This window comes from Stenotrophomonas sp. SRS1 (genome assembly GCF_026130205.1).
In the GTDB taxonomy this organism is placed as follows: domain Bacteria; phylum Pseudomonadota; class Gammaproteobacteria; order Xanthomonadales; family Xanthomonadaceae; genus Stenotrophomonas; species Stenotrophomonas rhizophila_B.
This window is the reverse complement of sequence record NZ_JAINFD010000001.1, coordinates 510,659-533,605: the sequence shown is the minus strand read 5'-3', so window position 1 is coordinate 533,605 and position 22,947 is coordinate 510,659. Positions and strand designations below refer to the sequence as shown.

Here is a 22,947-nt window from a genome sequence, read left to right as displayed (position 1 = left end):
CCTGCCTGCGATGGACTACGGACGGGCGACCAAGCGGTAATGGTCGTCCAGTTCCGGGCCGCCGCCGCGATTGCCGCTGCCGGCGACGACATGCAGCGCCCCGTCCAGTACGGCTGCCTGCATGCCGTGCCGCCCCACCGGCAGCGCCGGCAGCGCTTCCCAGTGTTGTGTTGCTGGGCTCCAGGCCTCGACTTCCGCGTGTGCGATGGTGTGCGCATCGCTTTCGCCACCGATCACGACCAGCCTGTCATTCCAGGCGACCGCGGCAGTGCCTGAGCGCGGCGTAGGCAGGGGCGAGGGCAGTGTGGACCAGCGGCCCGAGGCAATGTCGAACACGTCCACCGCCGCCACCGACTGCATTCCCGATGCGCCGCTGCCATGGGCGCTGACCCGGCCACCGGCGGCGTAGAGCGCCCCGTCCAGCACCGCGGCGTGGAAGTGATCACGGGCATGCGGTGCATCCGGCAGCGCCGTCCACCTTGCCGTCGCGGGATCGAAGACATCCAGCCAAGGCACCACGCCACCCGTGTGTCCACGCGTGACGCCACCGACCAGGTAGATCCGTCCTGCGTGCAACGCAACGCCGCTGGCTCCGCGTGCGCGGCCTGCAGGCAGCGGTGGCCCTTGTTGCCACGCATCCGCTGAGGGGTCGTAGACCCAGAGGGTGGGCACCGCGGGCTCGGCCGGGAAATCGCCGGTCAACGCCCCCAGCACCCAGATGCGGCCGTCGTAGGCCAGCGCCTGCGCGTGGTGGAGCTGATCCAGTGGCGGTCGTGCACCGCGCGTCCAGCGTCCGCTCGAGGGATCGAAGATCTCCAGGGGGCGCTCACCGCGTCCCCCCAGGAGGTAGAGCTTGCCGTCGAGCGCGACCAACGCACTTTCGTGGCGCGCAGTGGGTGGATGCCCGCCTTCGTGCGCCTTCCATGTCAGCGCGGCCGCCGGTGATTCGGAGGCACCGGCTGTTGTCGTCAGGCCGCTGGGCGCGGTGCGTCCCGCACAGGCGGCGAGCAGGGCAGCGGTGATGAGGGGGATTGTCAGCAGGCGGGTGAGGCGGCGCAACACCATGCAGGTCTTCCCGGAAACGAACCGGACGCCAGCGTAGCAAGCCGCGTCCCTCGGTGTCGTCAGCCGCACCGCAACATGCCCCTCCGTCACGCCGGTGCTAGGATCAACCTCACCTGAATCGATCTAAATTCAACGCCATGACAAAAACGGGGATGGTGCGGTGGTTGGGGCTCGCAGTAGGGGCGATGTTGGTGGCCGGCACAGCCACAGCGGCGCCAACGAAACTTGGCGAGCGCGCCTACGCGGCGGTAGATCCGTTCATCGGTACGGCCGGGGAGGGGCACACCTATCCCGGCGCCACGGTCCCGTTCGGCATGGTCCAGCTCAGTCCGGACACCCGTATCCAGCCGCGCGAGAAGGCGTATGGCTGGGCGGCAGGCTACCGGCATGACGACACGAGCATCGTCGGCTTCTCGCACACGCATTTCTCCGGTAGCGGCCATTCCGATCTGGGCGATGTGCTGCTGATGCCGGTGCGCACCGATGCCAGCCTGGAGCGTGGCGATCCGGACAAGCCCGGCAGCGGCTATACCTCGCGCTTCCGCCACGATGACGAGCGCGCCGAGCCGGGCTACTACGCCGTCACCCTGGATGATCCCAAGGTGCGCGCGGAGCTGACCACCAGCACCCGCGTGGGCGTGCACCGTTACACCTATCCGGCCAACCAGCCGGCGCGCGTGCTGCTCGACCTGCGTACCAGCCTCTACGATTACCCGGGCAAGATCATGTGGTCACGCCTGCGCGCCCGCGAGGACGGCACCGTCACCGGTTTTCGCGAGACCCGCGGCTGGGCGCCAGGTCGCCAGCTGTATTTCGCGATGCGTTTCTCGCGTCCGCTGACCGGTCACGCGTTCCACAACACCGAGACCGACATCGCCTACAAAGGCTTCCCGCCGCCGGGGCACCAGAGCCCGGCCCAGCGTGCGCAGATCGAAGGCCGCCAGCTCGTGGGTACCTTCGATTTCGGCACGCTCGACACGCCCTTGGTGGTGACGGTGGCGATCTCGTCGGTCAGCGAGGCCGGGGCCATCGCCAACCTGGAGAGCGAAGTGCCGGGCTTCGATTTCGACCGCGTCCGTGCCGAGGCGAAAGCGCAGTGGACGCAGGCGCTGTCGGTGCTGGATATCGACGGCCCCGAGCATGACCGTCGCAGCGCGTACACCGCGCTGTACCACAGCCTGCTGGGGCCGACCGTTTTCATGGACAGCGATGGCCAGTACCGTGGCTCGGACAATGCCGTGCATCGCGCCGAGGGTTATACCAACTACTCGACGTTCTCGCTGTGGGACACCTACCGCGCCCTGCATCCACTGCTCACCCTGGTGCAGCCGGAGAAACGCAATAGCGATTTCATCAATTCGCTGCTCGCGCACCAGCACAACAGCGCCTACGGGATGCTGCCGGTGTGGGCGTTCCACGGCCAGGAAACCTGGTGCATGATCGGCTACCACGCCGTGCCGGTGATCGCCGATGCCTACCTCAAGGGCATCCGTGGCTTCGATGAAAACAAGGCGCTCGCCGCCATGGTGGCCACCGCCGATTACGGCCCGTACGATGGCATCGCGCAGTACCGCGAGCTGGGCTGGGTGCCGATCGATGAGGAAGGTGAAGCGGCTAGCAAGACGCTGGAGTACGCCTTCGACGACTGGACCATCGCGCGCATGGCCAAGGCCATGGGCAACACGAAGGTCGCCGGTGAGTTCGAGAAGCGCGCCACCAACTGGCGCAACGCGTACGACAAGGACACCGGCTTCATGCGCGCGCGCAAGCGCGATGGCAGCTTCCGCACGCCGTTCGACCCGAGCGCCAGCGGCTACGGCACGGATTACACCGAAGGCAACGCCTGGCAGTACTCGTGGTATGTGCCGCACGATGTGGCCGGCCTGGCCGCCGCGCACGGGGGCAGCGACAGACTGCTGGCCCGGCTGGACGAGGTGTTCGAGGCCAAGGTCGACCCTTCGATCTTCGAACACATGGAAGACATCACTGGCCTGATCGGCTGGTACGCGCACGGCAACGAGCCCAGCCACCACGTGGCCTACCTGTATGCCCATGCCGGACAGCCGTGGCGCACCCAGGCGCGCCTGAAGCAGATCATGGACACCCAGTACGCCGACCGTCCCGACGGCCTGGCTGGCAATGACGACCTTGGCCAGATGTCGGCCTGGTACGTGTTCACCGCGCTGGGCTTCTACCCGGTGGCGCCGGGCAGCGGCGAGTACATCATTGGCCGTCCGTTCCTGCCCAAGGCAGCGCTGCATCTGCCCAACGGCAGGACCTTCACCATCGTCACCGACGGGCTGGGCAAGGGCCACGACTATGTCGGTTCGGTGACCCTCAATGGCCAGCCGCTGCAGCGCACCTTCCTGCGCCACGACGAGATCCTGGCCGGCGGAGAGCTGCGCTTCACCCTGCAGGCCGAGCCGAACAAGGCCTGGCCGGGGCAGGGCGCCGAGCAGCCGTATTCGATGTCCCACTGACCGGGAGCCCGCATCTCCTTTCTGGCCAAAATGGGATTTATGTCCAATTTGGCCAGAAAGGGTATAGTGGGCACATCCCGTCCTGGAGCGTGCTATGACCCTGCCACTGGATCTGCCCGGCCTTGAGAAGGCCACGGCCTCGTCGGTGAAAACCCGCGGCTGGCCCAGCCTGATGCGCACGGTGCGCGAGAAGCAGGCGCTGGTGATCACCAATCACAATCACCCCGAAGCGGTGATCGTGGACATCAAAACCTACCAGGAACTGTTGGCCAAGGCCGCCGGCGGCGATACCGACGAGCGGTTGGGCGAGCTGGAGCGCCTGCGCGCCGCCTTCGATACCACGCTGGCCAGTCTTGGCCGCGATGGCGGGTTGGGCAAGGTACTGGGGCAGCCGATCCGCCGCGGCCGCAAGGTCGCGCTCGGCAGCCCGCTCTGACCGATGGGACGCATTCTGGTGCTGGCCGGCGTCAATGGTGCCGGCAAGAGTTCGCTGCTGGGCATGTGGCTGGAAGAAGAAGGCCTGACCTGGTTCAACCCGGATACGTTCACCCGGCGCCTGGTGGAGACTGGCTGGTCGCTGGGCGAGGCCAATGCTGCGGCCTGGAACGAGGGCGCGCGTCGGCTGCGGCAGGCGATCGACGAGGGCACCGACTTCGCGTTTGAAACCACCTTGGGCGGCAATACGATTCCGCGCCTGCTACGCGAAGCCTGCGGCCGGCACGACGTGGCGATCTGGTTCTGCGGCCTGCAGAGCGTGGAACTTCATATGGAACGTGTCGCAGCACGGGTCAGCCGCGGCGGACATGACATTCCCGCCGACAAGATCCGTGCCCGCTACGATTCGTCCCGTGAGAACCTCTTGGCGCTGTTGCCGCATCTGGCCGAGCTGCATGTCTACGACAACAGTGCGCCGGCCGACGCCGATGGCGCCGAGCCGTTGCCGGTGCTGCAATTGGACCGCACCGGACTGCACTATCCGGCCTCGGCGATCGAGCTGCTGCAGACGCCTGACTGGGCCAAGCCGATCGTGATGCGCGCCATGGAGCTGCATGGCATCCGGTGAGGCAACACCTCGCGGCTGCGCCTGAAGGCGGCCTCAGCCCACCGGCTCGTGGATTGGACACCCATTGAACCGCGAGCGGAATTGACGTGAGGCAGCCATCACCACGCGGCGCGCGCGGTTCAACCCGCCGAGCGGACGATGCTCGGCCAACGCATGCCATGGTGCGAACGCCAGTGCATCCTCGATGCCGGGAGAGGTGTCAGGCTGCCACGCCTTCTGCTGCGCCACGCTCAGGCGTGCGACCGGCAGGAACGGGCTGTCCGCCTCGGGCCACACTACCGATGCGTCCTCGATCGGCATCTGCTCCACGTCGCGGCACAACTGCACGCGCAGTTCCCATTCCACTGGATTGGGAAGATCGGTGAAGAAGGTGACCACCGCCTCGCGTTGCGCGTCGGCGTCCGAGCCGATCTTGTCCCCGGTCAGCGCGAGCAGCTCGGGTGAGATCGGGGCCAGCGAGAACTTGGCCATGTACGGGCCGTAGAGGAACGGTACCTGACTGAAGAAGGTCTCGCCCAATGGATGATGCTGCGGCTCGCCGCCCATGCCCTTCAACGTGGCGCTTTGCCCGCCGACTGCCTCCAGCGCCGCTTCGGCGCCACGCAGCGTGGTCGAAATCATCCGCTTGGTGCGCGGCATCCGCTCGGTGGTGGCGGCCAGTAGCTTGGCTGAGCGCAGGAAGCCGGCCACGCCCGGCGTGTTGAACGCTGGTCCATTGACCATCAGGAAATCCTGCGTGTGTTCTTCCTGGGCGCCTTCCGCGCGGGGCCCGTCCACGCCAATGACTTTGAGCGCCATCGCCCGCGGGGTGGAGACCGAATCCGGAAGCTGCTCAGCGGGCGGCGACGACAGGCGAACCAGCGCGTCGTAGCTGCCAGGCCGCGCAAAAAGACCGTGGCGCAGCTCTGCAGGCAACCCATCCAACACCCGCAGCCGCCCCTTCAGCAGGCCCTGGCCTTTGGCATGCACCGCGCGGTGCGCATGACCTTCCTGCTCGGCAACGGTCAGCGCCATCCGCGCGAATACCTCGGCCAGCTCATGGATGTGCGTCGTTTCCTCCGCGTCTGCATGTTCGAGGGAGGCGTGGTAGAGAACGGGTGGGCGCAGCGACATTGGGGCTCCTGTGGGGTCAAGTGCAATAACGAACACCGCGCTGCGCGGGGAGTCCGGCTCCCCGGCAGCGGCTTCCATCGAAATCAGGCTGCAGCAGCCTTTGCATTGCCACCACCGGCCAGGGCCAGCAGGGTCAGCTTTTCGTCGGTGGCCTTCTCTTCCTCCAACGTTTCCAGCAGCAACGGTACAGCCGCCTTGTAACCCAGTTGCTTGGCCATCGCGGCGATGGTGCCGTAGGAGGCGATTTCGTAGTGCTCCACTTTCTGCGCACCACCGATCAGCGCGGCATCGCGCACCGGGCCTTCCTCAATGCTGTCGATGGCCTCCTTGCCTTCTTCGACCAGGCCCTCCATCGCGGCACATTTGATCCGCTTGAGCCGAATGCCCAGCAGTTCGACCACCTGATCGATGCGCTCGATCTGGCCCTGGGTTTCTTCCAGGTGCAGGGTGAAGGCGGCAGCGAGGTCTGGATTGGACGCAGCGCGTGCGAGCTTCGGCAGCGCCTTGGTAAGCTGCTTTTCTGCGCTGTAGATATCCGAGAGCTCGTGGATGAACAGATCTTCTGCGGTCTTGATCGCCATGGAGGTACTGCCGGTAGGTGGTGAGTCACCGACGCTAGGCGCATCGGTGTTAGTCCAGCGCGCGTTGTTGTGAAGGGGGCCTGCACGCCGTCAGGGCGCATCCCGCCATGCCTTCAGGAGCGGCAGCGGATCGTAGGCGCCGTCGGTACCGTAGATACCCCAATGCAGATGCGGCGGCGTGCCCTTGGCATTGCCGGTGTCGCCGACATAGCCCAGCACCGTGCCTTGCTCGATGACCTGACCTCGTTCCAATCCTTCATGCCAGTCGTCCAGGTGGGCGTAGTAGTAGCGCTCGCGCGCCGGGCCCATCACCCACACCTGACGCCCACCCAGGCCACCCTCGCGAATATCCGTGACGATGCCCGGTGTGGCGCTGCGCACCTCGGTGCCGCGTTTGGCGAAGATGTCGACACCGGCATGCGTGCGGTCACGGCCACGGGGAGCGCCGAACGTATCGGCGACCTGGCGAGCCGAAACCCCGGCCACGGGAACGGGCAGGGCGGTGGGTGCTCGCATCTGCGACAGGCGCCAGAGCGCCCGGGGCGATTCGGCGATGGGGCTGTTCCACAGCACGCCTGCCACCACAATGCAGGCGACAAGAATGAACACGCGCACGAGCCAGCGTCGTACGCGGCGGGCCGGAGAGGTGGCCGATAGCGGGGATTTCACGATAGGGTCCCGCCCGTCTTCTTCGCCCCGGTGCGTCCCGACACGTGCAGGTGCGCCGGCACGTGCCAGCGCCACGGAAAGTCGATTGCCTTGGTGATGCCGATCCGTGGCCCGACCCCCGGGGCCTCCGGTGGCGCCATGCCATCGGACACGAGGCGGATGCCACGGTCATTGCGCACCAGATCCGCGCCATCCAAGGCCTTGGTGATGCCCATCGCCTGCGACAACCGCCCCGGCCCGCTGGCCAGATCACGCTCACGCTTGATTGCCGGGCGCGCCTCGCGGATCAGCTCCAGCCCGGCGACCGGCTCCAGAGCGCGCAGCAGTACGCCCCAGCCCTGGCCGACGTCACCACACACTGCGTTCGAGCCCCAATGTATGCCGTAGCTGAAATACACGTACAGATGCCCGGCTTCACCGAACATCGTGGCGGTGCGCGCGGTCATGCCGCGATAGGAATGCGCGGCCGGATCCTGCTCACCTGCATACGCTTCAACCTCCACGATGCGGCCTGCGCGACCGTCATCGCGCACCAGCAGCTTGTTGAGCAGCTCGGGCGCCACCTCGGCTGGGTGGCGCTGGTAAAAGCGCCGCGGCAGCACCTTCCAGGTTTTCATGATCCTCCGCGCAATGGATGCACCGTACCGGTCCGAAACGAGGGCTTACTGTGACGCGGATAGGGTCAATGCACGATCAACGCGCCGCCATCGTCACGCCATGCTCGCCCGGCACTCGCGCCAGGTTGATTGATGCAGGGCAATCCTCAACCTCTTTGACCGCCGCGATGAAGCGCGCCATGCCCAACAGAAAGCGCCTGAAAATCGTGACCTTCAATGTCAACGGCGTGCTGACGCGGCTGCCGCATCTGCTCGCATGGCTGGCGCGCGAACAACCGGACATCGTAGCGTTGCAGGAACTCAAGGCGACGCAGGAAGCCTTTCCGGAAGCGGCCATCCGCGACGCTGGATACGGCTGCATCTGGCAGGGGCAGCGCTCGTGGAACGGCGTTGCGCTGCTGGCCCGCGGGCAGGACCCGATCGAAAGCCGGCGCGGGTTGCCCGGGGACCCCAAAGATCATCAGAGTCGTTATCTGGAAGCGGCAGCGCATGGTGTGATCGTGGGCGGTCTGTACCTACCCAACGGCAATCCGCGGCCGGGGCCCAAGTTCGATTACAAGCTGACGTGGATGCAACGCCTGCATCGGCACGCGAAAAGCCTGGTCGCGCTGCCGCACCCGGTCGCGTTGATCGGCGATTTCAACGTCGTGCCCACGGATGTGGATATCTACGACCCCAAATCGTGGCGCAAGGACGCGCTGCTGCAGCCCGAGGTCCGCGAGGCCTACCAGGCGCTGCTCGACCAGGGCTGGACCGACAGCCTGCGCGCGGTGCATGGCGATGCCCAGATCTTCACCTTCTGGGACTACTTCCGTGAGCACTTCGCCCGCGACCGCGGGCTACGCATCGATCATCTGCTGCTCAATCCGGTGCTTGCGCCTCGCCTCAAGGACGCAGGCGTTGACGGTTGGGTGCGGGCGCTGGAAAAGCCAAGCGATCACGCGCCGACCTGGATCGAGGTACTGGCGCCGCCGAAGCCCCGATAGCCGTAGCGGACCGATATCGAAAACACCCCTGACGCGGTAGAGTCGTCTGGCAGGCCGTTTGCGAGGGTATTGCCATGCCATATCGGAAAAGAGACATCGCCGCGGGTGTCGGCGAAGGCAAGCGGCTGCCTGCCGGTCCAGAGACCCCCGTGTTCTGCCGAGCGCGTGAGTATCCCGCCGGAACGATCATCGCCTTGCATCATCATCCAGACCGCCATCAGCTGGTCTATGCCGAAACCGGCGTGCTGGTGGTCCAGGCCGGGACAGGGCGCTGGGTCGGCCCGAGCACGCGCGCGGTCTGGATCCCGGCCGGCATGGGGCACAAAGTCAGCTGCATCGGCACGGTCGGCATGCGCAGCCTGTACATCCTGCCGCAGGCGATTGCCCAGCCTCCGGCCGGTGCGTCGACGGTCTCGGTCACGCCTTTGCTGGCGGCCCTGATCCACGCGGCGATGGATGTCGCCGCACCGTACCAGGCCGATTCGCGCGATGGCAGGCTGATGCAATTGATCCTGGATGAGCTGCAGCTACTGCCGGTACTGCCACTGCACCTGCCTCAGCCCACCGACCCACGCCTGCAGCTCATCGGTCAGCAGCTGGAATCCACGCCTGACGACCCATCGACGCTTCAGGACTGGGCCCGGCGTGTGGGCGTGGACGTCAAAACCATCCAGCGCCTGTGCGCACGCGAGCTGGGCATGACCTTCGGGCAATGGCGCCAACAGGCGCGGCTGCTGCGCGCTTTGGAACAGTTGGCGCACGGTGAGAAGGTGATCGACGTGGCGCTCGCGCTGGGCTATGCCAGTCCGAGCGCCTTTACCGCGATGTTCAAGAAGCGCTTCGGCCAGCTCCCCAGTCAGTTCTTCCACTAAGGCCCGAGCTGCACGTCCCTTGTTCAGTTTTCACGCCAACGAGGCGACCGGGACGTTCGTGCAAGGCAGGGCCAACGGAGTGGCACTGCTAAGACGGGTCGCGTTACGCCGCCCTCGTTGCTATCCGACAATCGGCTTGATCTTATGAGCCAGGTCGGTCAAGGCATCCTCGACTCCAACCTCGGGAGCGACGACCTTGTGCAGCTGGTTAGTGAGTACGTTCAGGCCTTCTTCGCCGTAGACAGAGTAATACAGGCGCGCTACGCGACGCAGCTCTTCTAGGGCGACAGCGGCAGTGTCCAACGATGCGGTTAGGCCGGAGTGGGGCTTGCCTTCGCTTCTGCCTACTGGCAGAAGGAGGCCTGCGCCTGCTTGCGTCAGTACTACTATGAGGCCCGCTGCACGATTGGAGAGTTCCAGTAGCCCAAGAGCTTGCGCACGGGAAAGCACTTCCATCGCATAGTCCGATGGGTATGGCCAACGCTGAAGCAGCTCATCCATCGAGACCTCGCCCCCAGCCTGGGATGCGTAGTTACGAAATACCTCGCCGATGGAGACCAGCCCCTGGGCTTGAGTAGGGCGGCGCCTGATTTCTGGTAGATCAGCGCTATGTGTTTCGAAGTCCATTGTCATTGACTCGGTCGATCTGCGATTAAGAACTAGAGGTTCCCTATCACTTGCGATGCTTAGGGGGCCTCAACGCGGGGCACATTACCCGTCGGAGCCTGACTTTCCCAGTCCGATAGATGTCAGAGCGTTGTGGACCCTCTGAAAGATCTTGTTGACGCCTTATAGCTAAGGGGCGTGGCCTGGGGACGTCGGATAGCGTGACGCTCATTGACGTGTCGCCTATGGCCCTGCGCCTACGCTGGTCCGCGAAGCTGATCGAGACTTCTGCGCTGTAACCAACGAACCAAGTCGAAACCAGCGCGCGTTTTCAGCAGTAGCGAGCATGTGGTCAAACCCGACATGCACTGACGGGATTATCCGCCTGCCGCGACCCAGCCTGGCAAATTTCCCGGTTCGGAACCAACTTCCGGAAACGGAACCAACTTGCGGCCAAAAGTTCACGCTGTTGAGGTCGCACTCTATCACTGGCTAACGCACCTCAAGTGGTTGAGGTAGGTGAAAGATCCAGCGTGCGGGCCTACCGTGGTCACCCCTTCCACGCTGAGACGAATGCAGCACAACGGAGCGCCTCTGAATCCCGAGCCTCCATAATCAATCACCTGGGAGCAGACGGCCCTCGGGAATCCCAGTCACTTATGTCAACAGCATGCAACAAACGCGCTACCCATGTCGCCGCATGACCTCCAGGGCAGCGAGCGATCCCTTCCGTCTTGGGAATGACAGCTCCATCGCACGAAGTCCCAGTACAGGGTTCTTAACCGACCGAAGGTGTGAGTTCAGCCTCATGGGCCACATCGGCGTGCACTAACTATTGTCGCTTTAGGCCAGCTTAAAGCCAGGCGTGCAAAAGCTCTGGAAGGGAGTTCCTTTCCGGATTCTATATCTTAGTTCAGTCAACTTCCGCTTGGCGGCCAAACTAACGGCTCTTCATTCGGAGCATATTGCAGTGTCCTGCTGCGTTGGAGACGTAATGCTCAAGAAACGCGAAAACTTCACCGATCAATGGACCGATAGGATGGTTGAGCATCAAGAGGAGCGAATTGTCCTCGATTTGCCGGTTGACTACCCAAAGGAAATTGTTCGGGTGGATGAGGCCATGCGCGCCTTGGTAAAGTCCAAGGGTGATCTGTTTAAGCTGAAGCGGTTCGGGTCGCATAGCTCTGTGGAGATTGACCCGGTAGCAGTGGCTGTGCGGCGCTGCGCCACCGTTGATTTTTTCGCTATAAAATCCTTCTTCAATAAGCAAAAGCTCAGTCCGTACTTCGAACTCCTGGCCAGAGAGTTCGAGTCCTTCAAAGCCACCGCGATTACATTCGGCTCCGCCGACATCGGCGTGGCGAATGCATGGGTGGATAGAATTCGCGAAGAAGCCAAAGGTTGCGCGTTTTCGAGTCTTCTCAGTGGCCAGGAGCGAAGTTCGAGAAAGAACGCTCGCGCCGCGACGTGCTACATCACGGAACTTTTTGCGAGAAATTCGCGGCTTTGCGTGGCTCGCTTTGATCTTGCTTACAGCAGTGAGTACCGAAACACCCTTCCGGGAGGTGACGTTGACTCTGCTCGGATCAAGCGGGACCTGGCGATCTTCCTCCGCGGAATGCGGGACAGGCATCCGACGCTTGTCGGCTACATCTGGAAGTTGGAGTACGGTCAACTCAAGTCATACCACATCCACGTGGTTGCCTTCTTCAATGGGAACGAAACATGCCAGGACGTTGCGATCGCTAGATCCCTCGGTGAGTACTGGCGTGACGAGGTCACGCGGGGCGAGGGGGGGTACTGGAACAGCAACGCCAAGAAGGCATTCTACGAGCGCTTTAAAGGGGTTGGGATCGGCATGGTTGCCTACGACGATCTTGAGAAGCGCGAACGGCTCGAGCATGCCGTCCTCTACCTCACCAAGGTGGACTACTACGTCAAGCTCAACGAGCCGGAGATCGGCCGTACGTTCGGAAAGGGGCAACTGGCCGCTTACGGTGAGCCGAGGAAGGGGCGCCCTAGGCGGCGGGCCGCCTAGCTGTCGTCGCTGCGGGCCTGTCCTCGCCTAGCAGTAAACGGGCGCAGCTGGATGCGCGTTGCCAGCCAGCCACTGTGAAAGCAGGCGCCAAGTGGTCACTGCCGCAGGTTGCGATCGCCAGAACGAAGTGGCCCATCTCCGCCTATAGCAACCAACAGGTGACGGCGCCGGGCCGCTTTGTGACCTTGGCCGCCGACTTCTATTTCGCGCGAGATGCCCGAGTGTTTAGGTCTCCTGCGACCACGCGGACCAGCTCGCGACGGATGTCGGCATCACCGTTCGTCCAACGCCTGATCAACTGCGCTGGGTTGTAGCTCTTGCCGTGACTACTCTTCCCTGGCTTGCCGCGTCTATCGAACGTATCCCTGTAGATATCTATCGGGTCGCGTCCCCAGCGCTTCACCTGCATTTGCTGTTTGATCTCCTTTTCGTTGGCTGGAGTGAAAGACTCCATTTCTGGTAGTAGGATCTCCCACACATCCTGCTTCTTCGGATAGGCATCAGTCTGCATGCTCCTGAGTTTTTCCAGCACCATGTTCTTTAGCTGGAGTGTTCGTTGTGCAGAATGCCTGCCCCCTCTGGCTGCGCGCTCACGCTTTGTTTCATGGGCACTGCACATGCCCAAGTAATAGTTGCAGCGAACCAGAGCCGCCCAAGCGCGCTGGGGGTCATGATTGTCGAAAGAGAGCTTGGCTTCTAGCCACAGGACAATTGGCACACGAATCAGCGCGAAGACCTCCGGTAGTGCGCCATACACACGCAGAATTTCCGCAGTTTCGTCCCACTCGGTTGCTGTTTCTCCATCGGCAAACATGCGCTCGCAGAGCGTATTCCAATCATTCGTGAACGATGCTTTGGGATCAAGGAGCTTGGCCCGTACCTCGTACTGGTCCTCGATCTCCTTCCTTGCGCGCTTGAGGCAATCAGCGAGCGGCGGGGTCATTTCCGATGTCCGGTAAGCGCCGTAGCCGTACATGGTCTTTCCTGGATGGCTGTAATGCGGCGAGCTTGTCCCACTTCAACCAAGTTGCCTAGGGATCTGAGATCCACGCGCGGTAGAAACCTTGTCGCACATGACGATTTGCGACTGAATAGCGTGTCGCAAGAGGCCTCTGTTTTGTCGACGATCGGGTGTTCCCCCTCGATCTAGCTCCTAGCCATGCCTTGAGCTCCAACTTGTAATGAAACACCTCGCTCGTTGCGTCGCTCTGGGCCGAAAAGTCGATTCAAAGGATTTTGAGATCCGTACTACACGGATGAACCTGGTCGACGCGAGCGAAGCATACGTCCGTGGTGATGGAGCGAACGCAGACTGGATTCAAATGCTTTTCAAACCCGTACTACTCGCATGACGCTCGTGGTAGCGGGTTTTGCATATGGCACTAACGGACATGACGAGAGAGGAGTTTCATGGTGATGAAGCACAAGGTCGAGCTGATCTATTGCGTGATGGTGGTAGCGACAGCGGTGATGGCTGGGATTGTCAAATGTGCCACAACAGTTATCTGTCCCCGTTGTAGTGATCCCCTCGACTACTGAACTTCCATTCGAACGATTTACAAGGCCCGGCTTGTCCGGGCCTTGTGCGTTTTGTACCCATTCAAGAGGTATTGACAATGCACTTGGTTGAAACGACGGCCTATACAGGCCAAACGCCGTGGCATGGATTGGGCAATAAGCTGAGCAAGCAGCAATCCATCGAGGTCTGGAAGCGTAGCGCTGGCATGGACTGGAGCATCGAAGAGTCAGAAGTCCAGTTTGCAACAGAAGAGTCTGGACTCCATAGTTTCCCCGAGAACAAGGTCCTGTTCCGCTCTGACACAAGGGCCCCGTTGGCGGTTGTGTCCAAGCGGTTTCAGGTTGTCCAGCCGGGCGAAATCCTGGAGTTCTACCGTGATCTGACGCAGGAGAGCGGCTTTGAGCTTGAGACCGCCGGCGTACTTCGCCAGGGGCGCAAATTTTGGGCTTTGGCGCGTACCGGTCAGTCGGTCGCACTCAGGGGGCGTGATCGAGTGAATGGCTATCTGCTGCTTGCGACCGCGTGCGATGGGACCTTGGCTACCACAGCTCAGCTCACCTCTATTCGGGTCGTGTGCAACAACACCCTCGCCATTTCCTTGCGCCATGGAGAGGGGGCAATCAAGGTGCCGCATCGGAGTCAATTCGACCCCGCAGTGGTGAAGCGCCAACTCGGCATCACGGTCTCTGCTTGGGGAGAGTTCTCGAACCGTATCAAGGTCCTGTCCGAGTGCCGGGTAGATCCGGACTCGGCTGAAGGTCTGTTGCGGCGGGTGCTGACCTACACCTCTCAAGGTGCAAACCCCGTGGTCAACGAGAGGGCGGTCTCGAACGTGAGGTCCTTGTTTCAGGGAGCAGGGCGTGGCGCCCAATTTGACTCCAGCCAAGGGACGGCCTGGGGACTTCTCAACGGGATCACCGAGTACGTGGATCACCATCGCCGTGCCTACAGCAGAGACCATCGCATGGACGCGGCGTGGTTTGGACAGGGCGCGAGGCTCAAGGAGCGAGCCTGGAAGGAGGTGTGGGGGTTGGTGGCATGACTGGCCTCGGCACGATTGATCCGCTACCCCCTGGGCGCTGTATCCGTATGAAGGATGATGAGTCCCGAGCAGAGGAGGACAAGATCGTTTCTCGGGCTCTCCGGATTGTCGAGGGGCGTGCCAGAGTCCCAGGCCGCCCAATGGGCGATCCGGAATCCTGTGGCGCTTACTTCCGACTTCGCCTTGGCAACGAGGAGAGGGAGCATTTCGAAGCGGCATTTTTGGACTCCCGCAATCGCCTCATCGCTACCGAGAGACTGTTCTCGGGCACGATTGACGGTACGCAGGTCTCACCGAGGATCGTTGCTCAGCGCGCTTTGGCGCTGAATGCGACAGCGGTTGTCTTGGCTCATAACCACCCAAGCGGTCACCCGGAGCCGTCCTCAGCTGATCGGGCGATCACGGCTCACCTGAAGGACATCCTGCAGATGCTGGATGTGAGGCTGCTCGACCACTTCGTGGTTACCGCAGATCAGGCAGTTTCGTTGGCTGTTCGAGGTCTGCTGTAGGGATCGAGCCGATCGTCGCTCTGATGACTAGCCTTGTCTCGATCGGAGATGCCTCACAAAGAGCCTAAGTAGGCTGGCTTCTGGGGAAGCTATTTCCGGACCTTGGCCCTTAGCTCTGCGGCCAACTTCCGCTGCTCAGCCGCAGGCATGTTGGCTGCTGAAAGAATGATGTCTGCAAGGATGTCGCTGTCGGCGAGTAAGTAAGCCAGGGGAACACCAAGCTCCTTGGCTAGTCGGCCTGCCGTTGCAAAGTCTGGCTCAGAGGTACCCAGTTCGTATCTAGTCACCCTACTGGACACAACATCCTCCGACAGTCCGATCCGACGCCCAAGCTCGCGTTGAGAGATGCCTAGCGCCAATCGCGCCTCTTTCAGGCGTTTGGTGAACGTGCTGCTTAGTTTGGGAGGCGCCATGAGCTCTGTCGAAGCCATCCTTTGATGGCGTACAGGATGGCGCCCCCGACGCAGCCCGTATGCTACATTATCTGTAGCACCGGTCAGCAACGAGATCCGAGAAATGGGTGGACAGGGGCGCGGCGTTTACTCGATCGCTTTCTCCAGCTCCGAGGGTAGGACTCTCGCAAAGAAGAGTCGCCTTGCGCCCTATTTTTCCAGGCGCATCCAATTTACAAGTCGGTGTTCCACAAAAGAGCTGTCAACCATAAGAAGCATTCCCATTAAAGGAGCAACGCCATGGGCGTCATGATCTACAACTTCGCACTCATCCTCTTCATCATTCCGGTTTCGATCAGGGCGTACCTGAGCCTGAAGAAAGGGCGCTTCCCACTTCCATACTTCCAGAACAATGTCGTAATTAACCGGATCAAGCTACGCAAAGCAATTGGAGTGCTCTCTCCGACGCTTTTCTGGGTTTTCCATGGGCTGTGGCTAGTGTTGAACGTATCAATTGATGCATGGCTAGGTGCGCTTGCCACCGTCGCATACATGGTCGTCAGCACCATGTTGTCCGAGCAGATCAAGGACAAGCAGGTCGGCGTGATCCCGGAGCAGGCCGGGATAGATAGTTCAGAGCAAGGTTGAGCGGTTCCAGTAGCGAGCCACAAGAGCTCCTTCCCGCAGCCTGAAGGTGCGGGATGGGAATGAATGCACTCCAGACTCCGGAGTAAAGGAATGAAAAAAAAGTGCAGATCAGCGCAGGGCGGCCTGGGCGAGTAGCAAGGCTGCAGAACTATGGAGGCGCGTCGATGACTTGTGCGCCGTCACTGGTGGGAACTGGCAGGCTCGTGCACGCCGGCGGCACGCAGTCGATCGTCTGATCAGTCAAGCTGCACTCTATGAGCGTGTGGCCGCATCAGTGGACGTCCAAGACACTTTGGAAGAAGAGCTGCCATTCTAGGTCACAGGCAAGAGCACTGTATGTTTTGTCTGGAGTAGCAGGGACTAGTCCCTGCTGCTTTTTTTTTTGAACGACGGGCTGATCCGACAGCATTGCCGAGTGCTCGCCAATATTGCGCTTTCCTGACAAGCGAGCAGCGATCCACTCAGTGCATGTTCGTCTTCGGCAGGAACGCCGTCGCCAGCCCGAGCAGCGGCAGGTACGAGGTGAAGTGGTAGACCCACACGATCCCATGCACGTCCGCCAGGTTGCCCAGCCCCGACGCGCCGATACCACCGATGCCGAACATCAGGCCCGAGACCATGCCCACGCGCCCCGGCACCACTTCCTGCGCATACACCACGAGCGCAGCGAACGCCGAGGACATCACCAGCCCGATCACCACCGCCAGCACCGCCTTGCCCATCAGTCTGGCATAGGGCAGGGCGATCGCGAATGGGGCCACCCCCAGGGAGGAAGTCAAGATCACCTCTTCGCGCCCGATGCGGCCCCTGACCGGACCCCCGATGAAGGTGCCGAGCGCGACCGAGGCCAGGAAGACGAAGAGGTAGATATGGCTCCGCTGCACGCTCAGGCCGAAACTCTCCATCAGGTAAAAGGCGAAGTAGTTGGTGAACGAGGCGATGTAAACGAACTTGGCGAACATCAGCACCGCGATCACCTGGATCACCTAGATCACCTGAGCGCAACTCAACCCGATGCCGTGGCATCCAGCCCGTGAGGCCGTCGCGAGCAGCGGGCCGATCGCCAACCCGCTGGGCTATGCCGGTCCGAGCGCGTTCGCCGCGATGTTCAAGAAGCGCTTCGGGCAGCTGCCGAGTCAGTTTTTTCACTGAAGGCGGCCGCAGGAATCCTCTCCAGGAACAGCTGGAGACCTTGCTGGAAGGGGGCGGGCTCCATCGCCTCGGACCGCTTCGGAATCCAGCAGGCCTTGCCGCGGCGATGCAGCGCGGCGCAGGCGATGCGATGGAAGTGCTCGGTTTCGGCCGCGTGCACGAGCTCGGTCCAGGCCAACGTCACCGGGTTCTGAGGGTCGCGGCCCAGGCGGAAGCCGTGGTCATCGAAGCGGAGCACGTAGTTGCCTTCCTGCGACGCCAGTCGTGTGCGCAGGGTGATCTCGGCCAATCGCAGGCTGAGCGCACCCAGACGGCCGGCGCGCCTGCCTGCACGCATCTCGATGCGCCGGTGGAGGGGCGCGAGGAGGCGATCGGCAAGACGCCACAGCGGCAGCGTGAGCAGTGCAAGCACGACCGCGGTGACCATCGTGGTGGATGTCGCATCGCGTTGCAGCAGCAGATACGCGCTGGCCACAGGAAACGGCAGCAACAGCACAAGCTTGAGTGCACCCGGCTGGCCGCGCGCCACCGCATCCAGCAACGCCGCGTCCTTTCGGGCCTCGTGCGCCAAGGCCTCGGCCACGCGCAGCCGGGTCATCGCCGGGGTGAGGGTGTAGTGCAGTTCGACAGGGGTCACGGCAGTCTGGTCTTCGGCAGGAACGCGGTCGCCAGTCCAAGCAGTGGCAGGTACGAGGTGAAGTGGTAGACCCACACCAGACCGTGCACGTCGGCCAGATTGCCTAAACCGGCCGCACCGATACCGCCGATGCCGAACATCAGGCCGAACATCAGCCCCGAAACCATGCCCACGCGCCCGGGCACCGCTTCCTGCGCATACACCACGAGCGCAGCGAACGCCGAGGACATCACCAGCCCGATCACCACCGCCAGCACGGCCGTGCCCATCAGGTTGGCATAGGGCAGGGCGATCGCGAACGGGGCCACGCCCAGGAAGGAAATCCAGATCACCGCTTTGCGCCCGATCCGGTCCCCGACCGGACCCCCGATGAAGGTGCCGAGCGCGACCGAGGCCAGGAAGATGAAGAGGTAAATCTGGCTCTGCTGCACGCTCAGACCGAAGCGCTCGATCAGGTAGAAGGTGAAGTAGTTGGTGAACGAGGCGATGTAGACGAACTTGGCGAACATCAGCACCGCGATGACCGCGATCGCCTGGATGACCTTGCCGCGACTCAAGCCGATGCCGTGGCTTTTGGCCAGGCCCTTCATCTTGGCCTGGCCGTGCTGGATGGTCCAACCCGTGAGGCGGAACAGCACGGTGATGGCCAGCGCGGCGGCGAGCATGAACCAGGCGATCGCCCGCTGCCCGTGCGGAATCACGATGGCCGCCGCCAGCAGCGGGCCGATCGCCGAGCCGGTGTTGCCACCCACCTGGAAGGTGGACTGCGCCGTACCGAAGCGACCGCCCGAGGCCATCCGCGCCACGCGCGAGGCCTCCGGATGGAAGGTGGCCGAACCGATGCCGACCACGGCTGCGGCGACAAGCAGCATTTCGTAACGGGTCGCCGTGGCCATCAGGGCGATGCCGACGAAGGTCGCGATCATGCCGGACGGCAGCAGATAGGGCAGCGGCCGTTTGTCGGTGTACATGCCCACCCAGGGCTGCAGCAGCGAGGCGGTGACCTGGTACACCAGGCCGATGATGCCGATCTGCCCGAAGGTGAGCGAGAACTGGCTCTTGAACATCGGATAGACCGCCGGCAGCACCGCCTGGATCATGTCGTTGAGCAGGTGGGCGAAGGCCGCCGCGCCGACGATGCGCACCGCGAAGCCCTGGTTCGGGGCGGGGCTGAGGGGTTCGGCGGGAATTACGGGCGGGGCAGCGGTTTCAGGGGGCATGAGGGCACGATCAGGAACGGGGGAGCCAAGGCGCGCTGGCTACGCTGCAGCTGCGAGGGGAGGCAGGACGCGTAGCGTAGGCCCGAGTCCGGGTCCCGTCTCTCGCGAATTGGGCATCCGTCGTCGCGTTCAGGACATCGATGCGGCTGTGGATTTACAACTAATTGCATATCCGCAGCAAGGCAGCGCACCTAAAGTCGCCGGCTACATAGAGACCGGCTATTCCTGCATGACCTCTCGCGCCCCCCGCCCCCTGAACCGTCTGCGCCCCCTTTCGCTCGCCATCGCGGTGGCCTGTACGTGCAGCGCGCCCGTCCTGGCGCAGAGTCTGGGGCCGGTGGTCGCCGATGGTCACCAGCTCGACGTCATCGCCGGCAGCTATGCGTCGACCGATGACGGCGTCGCCGGACATGTCTTCCACGCCCTCAACGGGGGCAGCATCGGCTCCGGCGGGCCCGTATCGCTCAACGCCATCGGTGCCAACACGGCCGCGGCCCGCGCCGAAAGTGCAGGCACGCTCGTCTTCGCTGCGGGTGACATCACCACCTCGGGGGCCAGTGCGGTTGGGCTTTCTGTCGCCACGGGCGGCCGCATTGAGCTGCAGGCAGACGCCGCCGGGCAGGGCACGACGGTAACCACCCGCGGCCTGCGCAGCACCGCGGCCCAGATCAATGCGGGCACCCTGGTCATGCGCAATGCGACGCTGGAGACCACCGGTGACGGATCGCACGGGCTGCTGGCCACTGGCAACGCGCAGGTGGACATGGTGGGGGGGCGCATCCAGACCAGCGGCAGCCAATCTCACGCGGTGATGGCGGACAACGGCACGGTGACACTGCGGGATGCGCAGATCCAGACCGGCTCCTTCGGATCCGATGCTCTGTATACGCTGAATGGTGGGCGCATCGAGGGCGACAATCTGGACGTCAGCACCGTGGGCTATGGCAGCGCGGCGGCCCGGGTCCACGTTGGTTCCGTCCTGTCGCTGATCAACAGCCGCATCCACACCCAAGGCGATGACGCCGCGGGAGTTGCCGGCGGCGGTGCCGTCACGCTGATCGATTCCGACATCCATGTCTCCGGGAGCCAGTCCCGCGCTGTTGTGCTCAGCGGTGGCACGTTGCGCATCGAGAACAGCAAACTGCGCTCGGACCACGAGCGCAGCACGGGCGTATTCCTGTGGGCCAACAACCAGGTCGACATCATCGGGACGACGATCACCGCGGGCACCTACGGCATCAACGTCAACGGCGATGGCAGCGATGTACGGCTGAGCGACGTGGATATCACCACGGACGGCTTCATCGGTACGGGCATCTGGTTGCCCAGTGAATCCACGTTGACCATGCAGGGTGGCAGCATCACCACCGGCAGCAATGCCGGCGTGGGCATCGACAGCCGCGAAGGCCTTGCGACGCTGGATGGTCTGACGATGCGCACCGGTGGCGCCTCGGCACACGGTCTTTATGCCTCCCAGGACACTGGCGGGCGGCGGCCGATCTTTGAGGCCGATCGTGTGGACGTCACCACCACCGGCGCAGGCAGCATCGGCGCGATTGCACGCCTTGGTGGTGCCGTGCAATTGCGCGACAGCAGCATCTTGACCACCGGCATCAAGGGGTACGGCGTGCTCAGCGGTGGCCCGGGAGAGTTGACACTTCACAATACCCACGTGCGCACACAGGGTCTGGATGCCTATGCAGGCGTGGTCAATGCCAACGGCCGGCTGGTCATCGATGGCGGCTCGCTGATCAGTGAACGGCATGCCGCGTTGTGGGTGCGTACCGCACGCGAGGTAGCGGTACGCAACGGCGCCCGACTGATCGGCGGCAATGGCACGCTGATGGCGGTGGATGCTGCGTTTGCCAGCCCGTTCGAGCTCAGCCTGGATCAGGATGTCCATGCACAGGGCGATATCGTGATCACCCCGGAGGACATCGCCGCTGGCGTACCCGTCGTGGCCGACATCCGCGTGCGCCTCAACGGCCGCTCGCACTGGGTGGGCGCCAGTTCGGTAGTCAACCAGGTGGCACTGTCCGACGACAGCCGCTGGACCCTGACCGGTGACGCCAGCGTAGGCCAGCTGAGCCTGCAGGACAGCACCCTGGCCTTGTCGGCAGGGGCCAGCACGACATTCAACCGACTCACCGTGTCCGGCAACGTCGAGACAAGCAACGCGCTGCTGATCTTCAATGGAGCACTGGGTGATGACACCTCCCGGATCGACTTCCTGCACGTGCGTGGCGATACCCGTGGCAGCGCCGGCATCCAGGTGAACAATGTGCACGGTCTGGGCGCGCAGACGACCAACGGCATCCAGTTGATCCAGGTCGATGGCCAGTCCGATGCGGTCTACACATTGAACGGACGCGCCGTGGCGGGCAGCTATGACTACTTCCTGCACAAGGGCGGTGCCACCACGCCCGGCGATGGGGGTTGGTACCTGCGCTCTGCGCTGTCGCCGACTCCGCCGGACCCCTGCGATCTTGACCCCGGTGGCCCAGGCTGCGCCGAGCCACCGCCACCGCCACCGCCGCCGGAGCCGTGTGACCTGGACCCGGCCGGCCCCGGCTGCGTTGGACCGGTGCCAGAACCGTGTGAGGCGGACCCCAGCGGCCCCGGCTGTGGCATCGTGCCGCCGGATCCCTGCGAAGCCGCGGAAGGCGATGCCAACTGCAATCGCCCGCAACCGCCGCAGATCGTGCGACCTGAAGCGGGTGCCTACCTGGCCAACCAGGCGGGCGCTGTGTTCCTGTTCCAGCACCGGCTGCAGGACCGCGACGGCGCTGACGCCATGGCCGGAGCACGCGGTGACGGTTGGCTGCGGGTCAACAGCAGCCACACGCGGCAGGACGTCGCCGGTCAGCTGGCGCTGACGGGGCGTGCGTCGGTGCTGATGGGAGGCATGGATGTGTTGCACTGGGGCGGCGCCAGCCGAGGCCGCGCCGGTGTACTGCTGGCCGCCGGGCAGTCCTCGGCCGATGTGCAGTCGCAGCTGAGTGGCTACACCGCGACGGGCACGGTAAAGGGCGCCGCGCTGGGGATCTACGCAACATGGCTGCAGCGTCCGGACGAAGGAACGGGGGCCTACGCCGATGGCTGGGTCCAGCACGGACGCTACCGCAACACCGTGCAGGGGATGGGTCTGGCGAAGGAGCGCCAGGATGCCCAGACGCAGGCCGCCTCGCTTGAGACGGGCTACACGTGGGCCCTGCGCACGCGCAGCGGGGCCCACCTGATGGTGCAGCCGCAACTGCAGGTCATCCATACCGACTACCGCGCCGACCGTCTTACCGAGCTTAACGGCACCCAGGTGGTCACCGCTGCCGCCGGTGGGCTTTCCTCGCGGGTGGGGATACGCCTGAGTGGTGATGTGCGCAGCGAGGATCGCCGCGTGCAGCCGTTCATTGCTGCGCATTGGCTGCACGACGGCGGCGGCAACCGCATCTGGATGGACGATGCTCTGATCGTGGGCGCGGTGTCGAAGAACCGCTACGAAGTGCGTGGCGGCGCGATGCTGCAGCTTGGGAAGCGCTGGTCGGCGTGGGGCGATCTTGGCCTGCAGCGTGGTGATGGCGGCTACCGCAGTGCGAGCGCACAGCTGGGGCTGAAAGCGAGTTGGTAAGCAACGGCAGTACGCCAAGGACAGGGATCATGAGCAGCGTCTGGATGGGGCTGGCTGCCGTGCTGGGCGGGTGGATGCTCGTCGCGGTGGGGTTGGAACCGTTGCTTGCCCGA

At 63.5% G+C, this 22,947-nt stretch carries 20 protein-coding genes and 1 pseudogene; 10 read left to right on the top strand and 11 right to left on the bottom strand.

Annotated elements, in window-relative coordinates; all coding sequences use genetic code 11:
• Positions 1-15: 15 nt before the first annotated feature.
• Positions 16-1,065 carry a kelch repeat-containing protein gene (locus K4043_RS02295; RefSeq protein ID WP_265308041.1) on the bottom strand — a complete coding sequence of 350 codons (1,050 nt, stop codon included), beginning with the start codon at positions 1,063-1,065 and terminating at the stop codon, positions 16-18.
• A 185-nt stretch (positions 1,066-1,250) separates the two neighbouring features.
• Between K4043_RS02295 and K4043_RS02290 the strand changes: the two genes are divergently transcribed.
• The 3 genes from K4043_RS02290 (at position 1,251) to K4043_RS02280 (ending at position 4,608) form a co-directional block, all read left to right on the top strand.
• Positions 1,251-3,545: a GH92 family glycosyl hydrolase gene (locus tag K4043_RS02290; RefSeq protein ID WP_265308040.1), complete on the top strand. Its 2,295-nt coding sequence runs from the start codon at positions 1,251-1,253 to the stop codon at positions 3,543-3,545.
• A gap of 94 nt (positions 3,546-3,639) precedes the next feature.
• The gene (locus K4043_RS02285; protein WP_123729354.1) at positions 3,640-3,981 is read left to right on the top strand and encodes a type II toxin-antitoxin system prevent-host-death family antitoxin; all 342 of its coding nucleotides are present in this window, start codon (positions 3,640-3,642) and stop codon (positions 3,979-3,981) included.
• 3 nt (positions 3,982-3,984) lie between these two features.
• Positions 3,985-4,608, top strand: a complete 624-nt coding sequence (locus K4043_RS02280; protein WP_265308039.1) for a hypothetical protein — start codon at positions 3,985-3,987, stop codon at positions 4,606-4,608.
• 33 nt (positions 4,609-4,641) lie between these two features.
• Here the strand turns inward: K4043_RS02280 and K4043_RS02275 are convergent, their stop codons facing one another.
• The 4 genes from K4043_RS02275 to K4043_RS02260 all read right to left on the bottom strand — a co-directional run bounded on the left by K4043_RS02275 (position 4,642) and on the right by K4043_RS02260 (position 7,588).
• On the bottom strand, positions 4,642-5,799 hold the full coding sequence (locus K4043_RS02275) for a catalase family protein (RefSeq protein WP_265308038.1): 1,158 nt from the start codon (positions 5,797-5,799) through the stop codon (positions 4,642-4,644).
• Positions 5,800-5,804: 5 nt separating this feature from the next.
• Positions 5,805-6,302, bottom strand: coding sequence for a DUF892 family protein (locus K4043_RS02270; protein WP_265308037.1), 498 nt, complete (start codon positions 6,300-6,302; stop codon positions 5,805-5,807).
• A 90-nt stretch (positions 6,303-6,392) separates the two neighbouring features.
• The gene (locus K4043_RS02265; RefSeq protein ID WP_265308036.1) at positions 6,393-6,971 is read right to left on the bottom strand and encodes a M23 family metallopeptidase; all 579 of its coding nucleotides are present in this window, start codon (positions 6,969-6,971) and stop codon (positions 6,393-6,395) included.
• Entirely contained in the window at positions 6,968-7,588 is a 621-nt protein-coding gene (locus tag K4043_RS02260; protein ID WP_265308035.1) for a DNA-3-methyladenine glycosylase, read from the bottom strand. The genes K4043_RS02265 and K4043_RS02260 overlap by 4 nt, the downstream gene beginning before the upstream one ends.
• Before the next feature lie 179 nt (positions 7,589-7,767).
• Here K4043_RS02260 and xth point away from each other — a divergent pair.
• Positions 7,768-8,550, top strand: a pseudogene (gene xth / locus K4043_RS02255) (exodeoxyribonuclease III); the annotation flags it as partial.
• Between the two features lie 98 nt (positions 8,551-8,648).
• On the top strand, positions 8,649-9,446 hold the full coding sequence (locus K4043_RS02250; RefSeq protein ID WP_321160127.1) for a helix-turn-helix transcriptional regulator: 798 nt from the start codon (positions 8,649-8,651) through the stop codon (positions 9,444-9,446).
• Between the two features lie 120 nt (positions 9,447-9,566).
• Here the strand turns inward: K4043_RS02250 and K4043_RS02245 are convergent, their stop codons facing one another.
• Positions 9,567-10,073, bottom strand: a complete 507-nt coding sequence (locus tag K4043_RS02245; RefSeq protein ID WP_265308033.1) for a hypothetical protein — start codon at positions 10,071-10,073, stop codon at positions 9,567-9,569.
• A 973-nt stretch (positions 10,074-11,046) separates the two neighbouring features.
• Here K4043_RS02245 and K4043_RS02240 point away from each other — a divergent pair.
• Positions 11,047-12,090, top strand: coding sequence for an inovirus Gp2 family protein (locus K4043_RS02240; RefSeq protein WP_265308032.1), 1,044 nt, complete (start codon positions 11,047-11,049; stop codon positions 12,088-12,090).
• 199 nt (positions 12,091-12,289) lie between these two features.
• Here K4043_RS02240 and K4043_RS02235 read toward each other — a convergent pair whose 3' ends face one another.
• On the bottom strand, positions 12,290-13,066 hold the full coding sequence (locus K4043_RS02235) for a hypothetical protein (protein WP_265308031.1): 777 nt from the start codon (positions 13,064-13,066) through the stop codon (positions 12,290-12,292).
• A gap of 640 nt (positions 13,067-13,706) precedes the next feature.
• On the opposite strand from K4043_RS02235, the gene K4043_RS02230 reads away from it, so the two are divergent.
• Positions 13,707-14,651, top strand: a complete 945-nt coding sequence (locus tag K4043_RS02230) for a DUF932 domain-containing protein (protein WP_265308030.1) — start codon at positions 13,707-13,709, stop codon at positions 14,649-14,651.
• A gap of 140 nt (positions 14,652-14,791) precedes the next feature.
• Complete coding sequence (locus tag K4043_RS02225) at positions 14,792-15,160, top strand: JAB domain-containing protein (protein WP_265308029.1); 369 nt, start codon at positions 14,792-14,794, stop codon at positions 15,158-15,160.
• Between the two features lie 89 nt (positions 15,161-15,249).
• Here K4043_RS02225 and K4043_RS02220 read toward each other — a convergent pair whose 3' ends face one another.
• Complete coding sequence (locus K4043_RS02220) at positions 15,250-15,573, bottom strand: helix-turn-helix transcriptional regulator (protein WP_265308028.1); 324 nt, start codon at positions 15,571-15,573, stop codon at positions 15,250-15,252.
• Between the two features lie 279 nt (positions 15,574-15,852).
• Here K4043_RS02220 and K4043_RS02215 point away from each other — a divergent pair, with 279 nt between their 5' ends.
• The gene (locus tag K4043_RS02215; protein WP_265308027.1) at positions 15,853-16,200 is read left to right on the top strand and encodes a hypothetical protein; all 348 of its coding nucleotides are present in this window, start codon (positions 15,853-15,855) and stop codon (positions 16,198-16,200) included.
• Positions 16,201-16,661: 461 nt separating this feature from the next.
• On the opposite strand, the gene K4043_RS02210 is transcribed toward K4043_RS02215, so the two are convergent.
• The 3 genes from K4043_RS02210 to K4043_RS02200 form a co-directional block, all read right to left on the bottom strand.
• Positions 16,662-17,186: a hypothetical protein gene (locus K4043_RS02210; RefSeq protein WP_265308026.1), complete on the bottom strand. Its 525-nt coding sequence runs from the start codon at positions 17,184-17,186 to the stop codon at positions 16,662-16,664.
• A 122-nt stretch (positions 17,187-17,308) separates the two neighbouring features.
• The gene (locus K4043_RS02205) at positions 17,309-17,989 is read right to left on the bottom strand and encodes a hypothetical protein (protein WP_265308025.1); all 681 of its coding nucleotides are present in this window, start codon (positions 17,987-17,989) and stop codon (positions 17,309-17,311) included.
• The gene (locus K4043_RS02200) at positions 17,986-19,209 is read right to left on the bottom strand and encodes an MFS transporter (protein WP_265308024.1); all 1,224 of its coding nucleotides are present in this window, start codon (positions 19,207-19,209) and stop codon (positions 17,986-17,988) included. The genes K4043_RS02205 and K4043_RS02200 overlap by 4 nt, the downstream gene beginning before the upstream one ends.
• A 229-nt stretch (positions 19,210-19,438) precedes the next feature.
• Here K4043_RS02200 and K4043_RS02195 point away from each other — a divergent pair, with 229 nt between their 5' ends.
• Complete coding sequence (locus K4043_RS02195) at positions 19,439-22,834, top strand: autotransporter outer membrane beta-barrel domain-containing protein (RefSeq protein ID WP_265308023.1); 3,396 nt, start codon at positions 19,439-19,441, stop codon at positions 22,832-22,834.
• The last annotated feature ends 113 nt before the right edge of the window (positions 22,835-22,947 follow it).

What these genes read in the sequence shown, in the direction of transcription:
- K4043_RS02295 (WP_265308041.1), bottom strand. Translation starts at nt 1,065, where the DNA reads ATGGTGTTGCGCCGCCTCACCCGCCTGCTGACAATCCCCCTCATCACC.
- K4043_RS02290 (WP_265308040.1), top strand. Translation starts at nt 1,251, where the DNA reads ATGTTGGTGGCCGGCACAGCCACAGCGGCGCCAACGAAACTTGGCGAG.
- K4043_RS02285 (WP_123729354.1), top strand. Translation starts at nt 3,640, where the DNA reads ATGACCCTGCCACTGGATCTGCCCGGCCTTGAGAAGGCCACGGCCTCG.
- K4043_RS02280 (WP_265308039.1), top strand. Translation starts at nt 3,985, where the DNA reads ATGGGACGCATTCTGGTGCTGGCCGGCGTCAATGGTGCCGGCAAGAGT.
- K4043_RS02275 (WP_265308038.1), bottom strand. Translation starts at nt 5,799, where the DNA reads ATGGAAGCCGCTGCCGGGGAGCCGGACTCCCCGCGCAGCGCGGTGTTC.
- K4043_RS02270 (WP_265308037.1), bottom strand. Translation starts at nt 6,302, where the DNA reads ATGGCGATCAAGACCGCAGAAGATCTGTTCATCCACGAGCTCTCGGAT.
- K4043_RS02260 (WP_265308035.1), bottom strand. Translation starts at nt 7,588, where the DNA reads ATGAAAACCTGGAAGGTGCTGCCGCGGCGCTTTTACCAGCGCCACCCA.
- K4043_RS02250 (WP_321160127.1), top strand. Translation starts at nt 8,649, where the DNA reads ATGCCATATCGGAAAAGAGACATCGCCGCGGGTGTCGGCGAAGGCAAG.
- K4043_RS02245 (WP_265308033.1), bottom strand. Translation starts at nt 10,073, where the DNA reads ATGGACTTCGAAACACATAGCGCTGATCTACCAGAAATCAGGCGCCGC.
- K4043_RS02240 (WP_265308032.1), top strand. Translation starts at nt 11,047, where the DNA reads ATGCTCAAGAAACGCGAAAACTTCACCGATCAATGGACCGATAGGATG.
- K4043_RS02235 (WP_265308031.1), bottom strand. Translation starts at nt 13,066, where the DNA reads ATGTACGGCTACGGCGCTTACCGGACATCGGAAATGACCCCGCCGCTC.
- K4043_RS02230 (WP_265308030.1), top strand. Translation starts at nt 13,707, where the DNA reads ATGCACTTGGTTGAAACGACGGCCTATACAGGCCAAACGCCGTGGCAT.
- K4043_RS02225 (WP_265308029.1), top strand. Translation starts at nt 14,792, where the DNA reads ATGGGCGATCCGGAATCCTGTGGCGCTTACTTCCGACTTCGCCTTGGC.
- K4043_RS02220 (WP_265308028.1), bottom strand. Translation starts at nt 15,573, where the DNA reads ATGGCGCCTCCCAAACTAAGCAGCACGTTCACCAAACGCCTGAAAGAG.
- K4043_RS02215 (WP_265308027.1), top strand. Translation starts at nt 15,853, where the DNA reads ATGGGCGTCATGATCTACAACTTCGCACTCATCCTCTTCATCATTCCG.
- K4043_RS02200 (WP_265308024.1), bottom strand. Translation starts at nt 19,209, where the DNA reads ATGCCCCCTGAAACCGCTGCCCCGCCCGTAATTCCCGCCGAACCCCTC.
- K4043_RS02195 (WP_265308023.1), top strand. Translation starts at nt 19,439, where the DNA reads ATGACCTCTCGCGCCCCCCGCCCCCTGAACCGTCTGCGCCCCCTTTCG.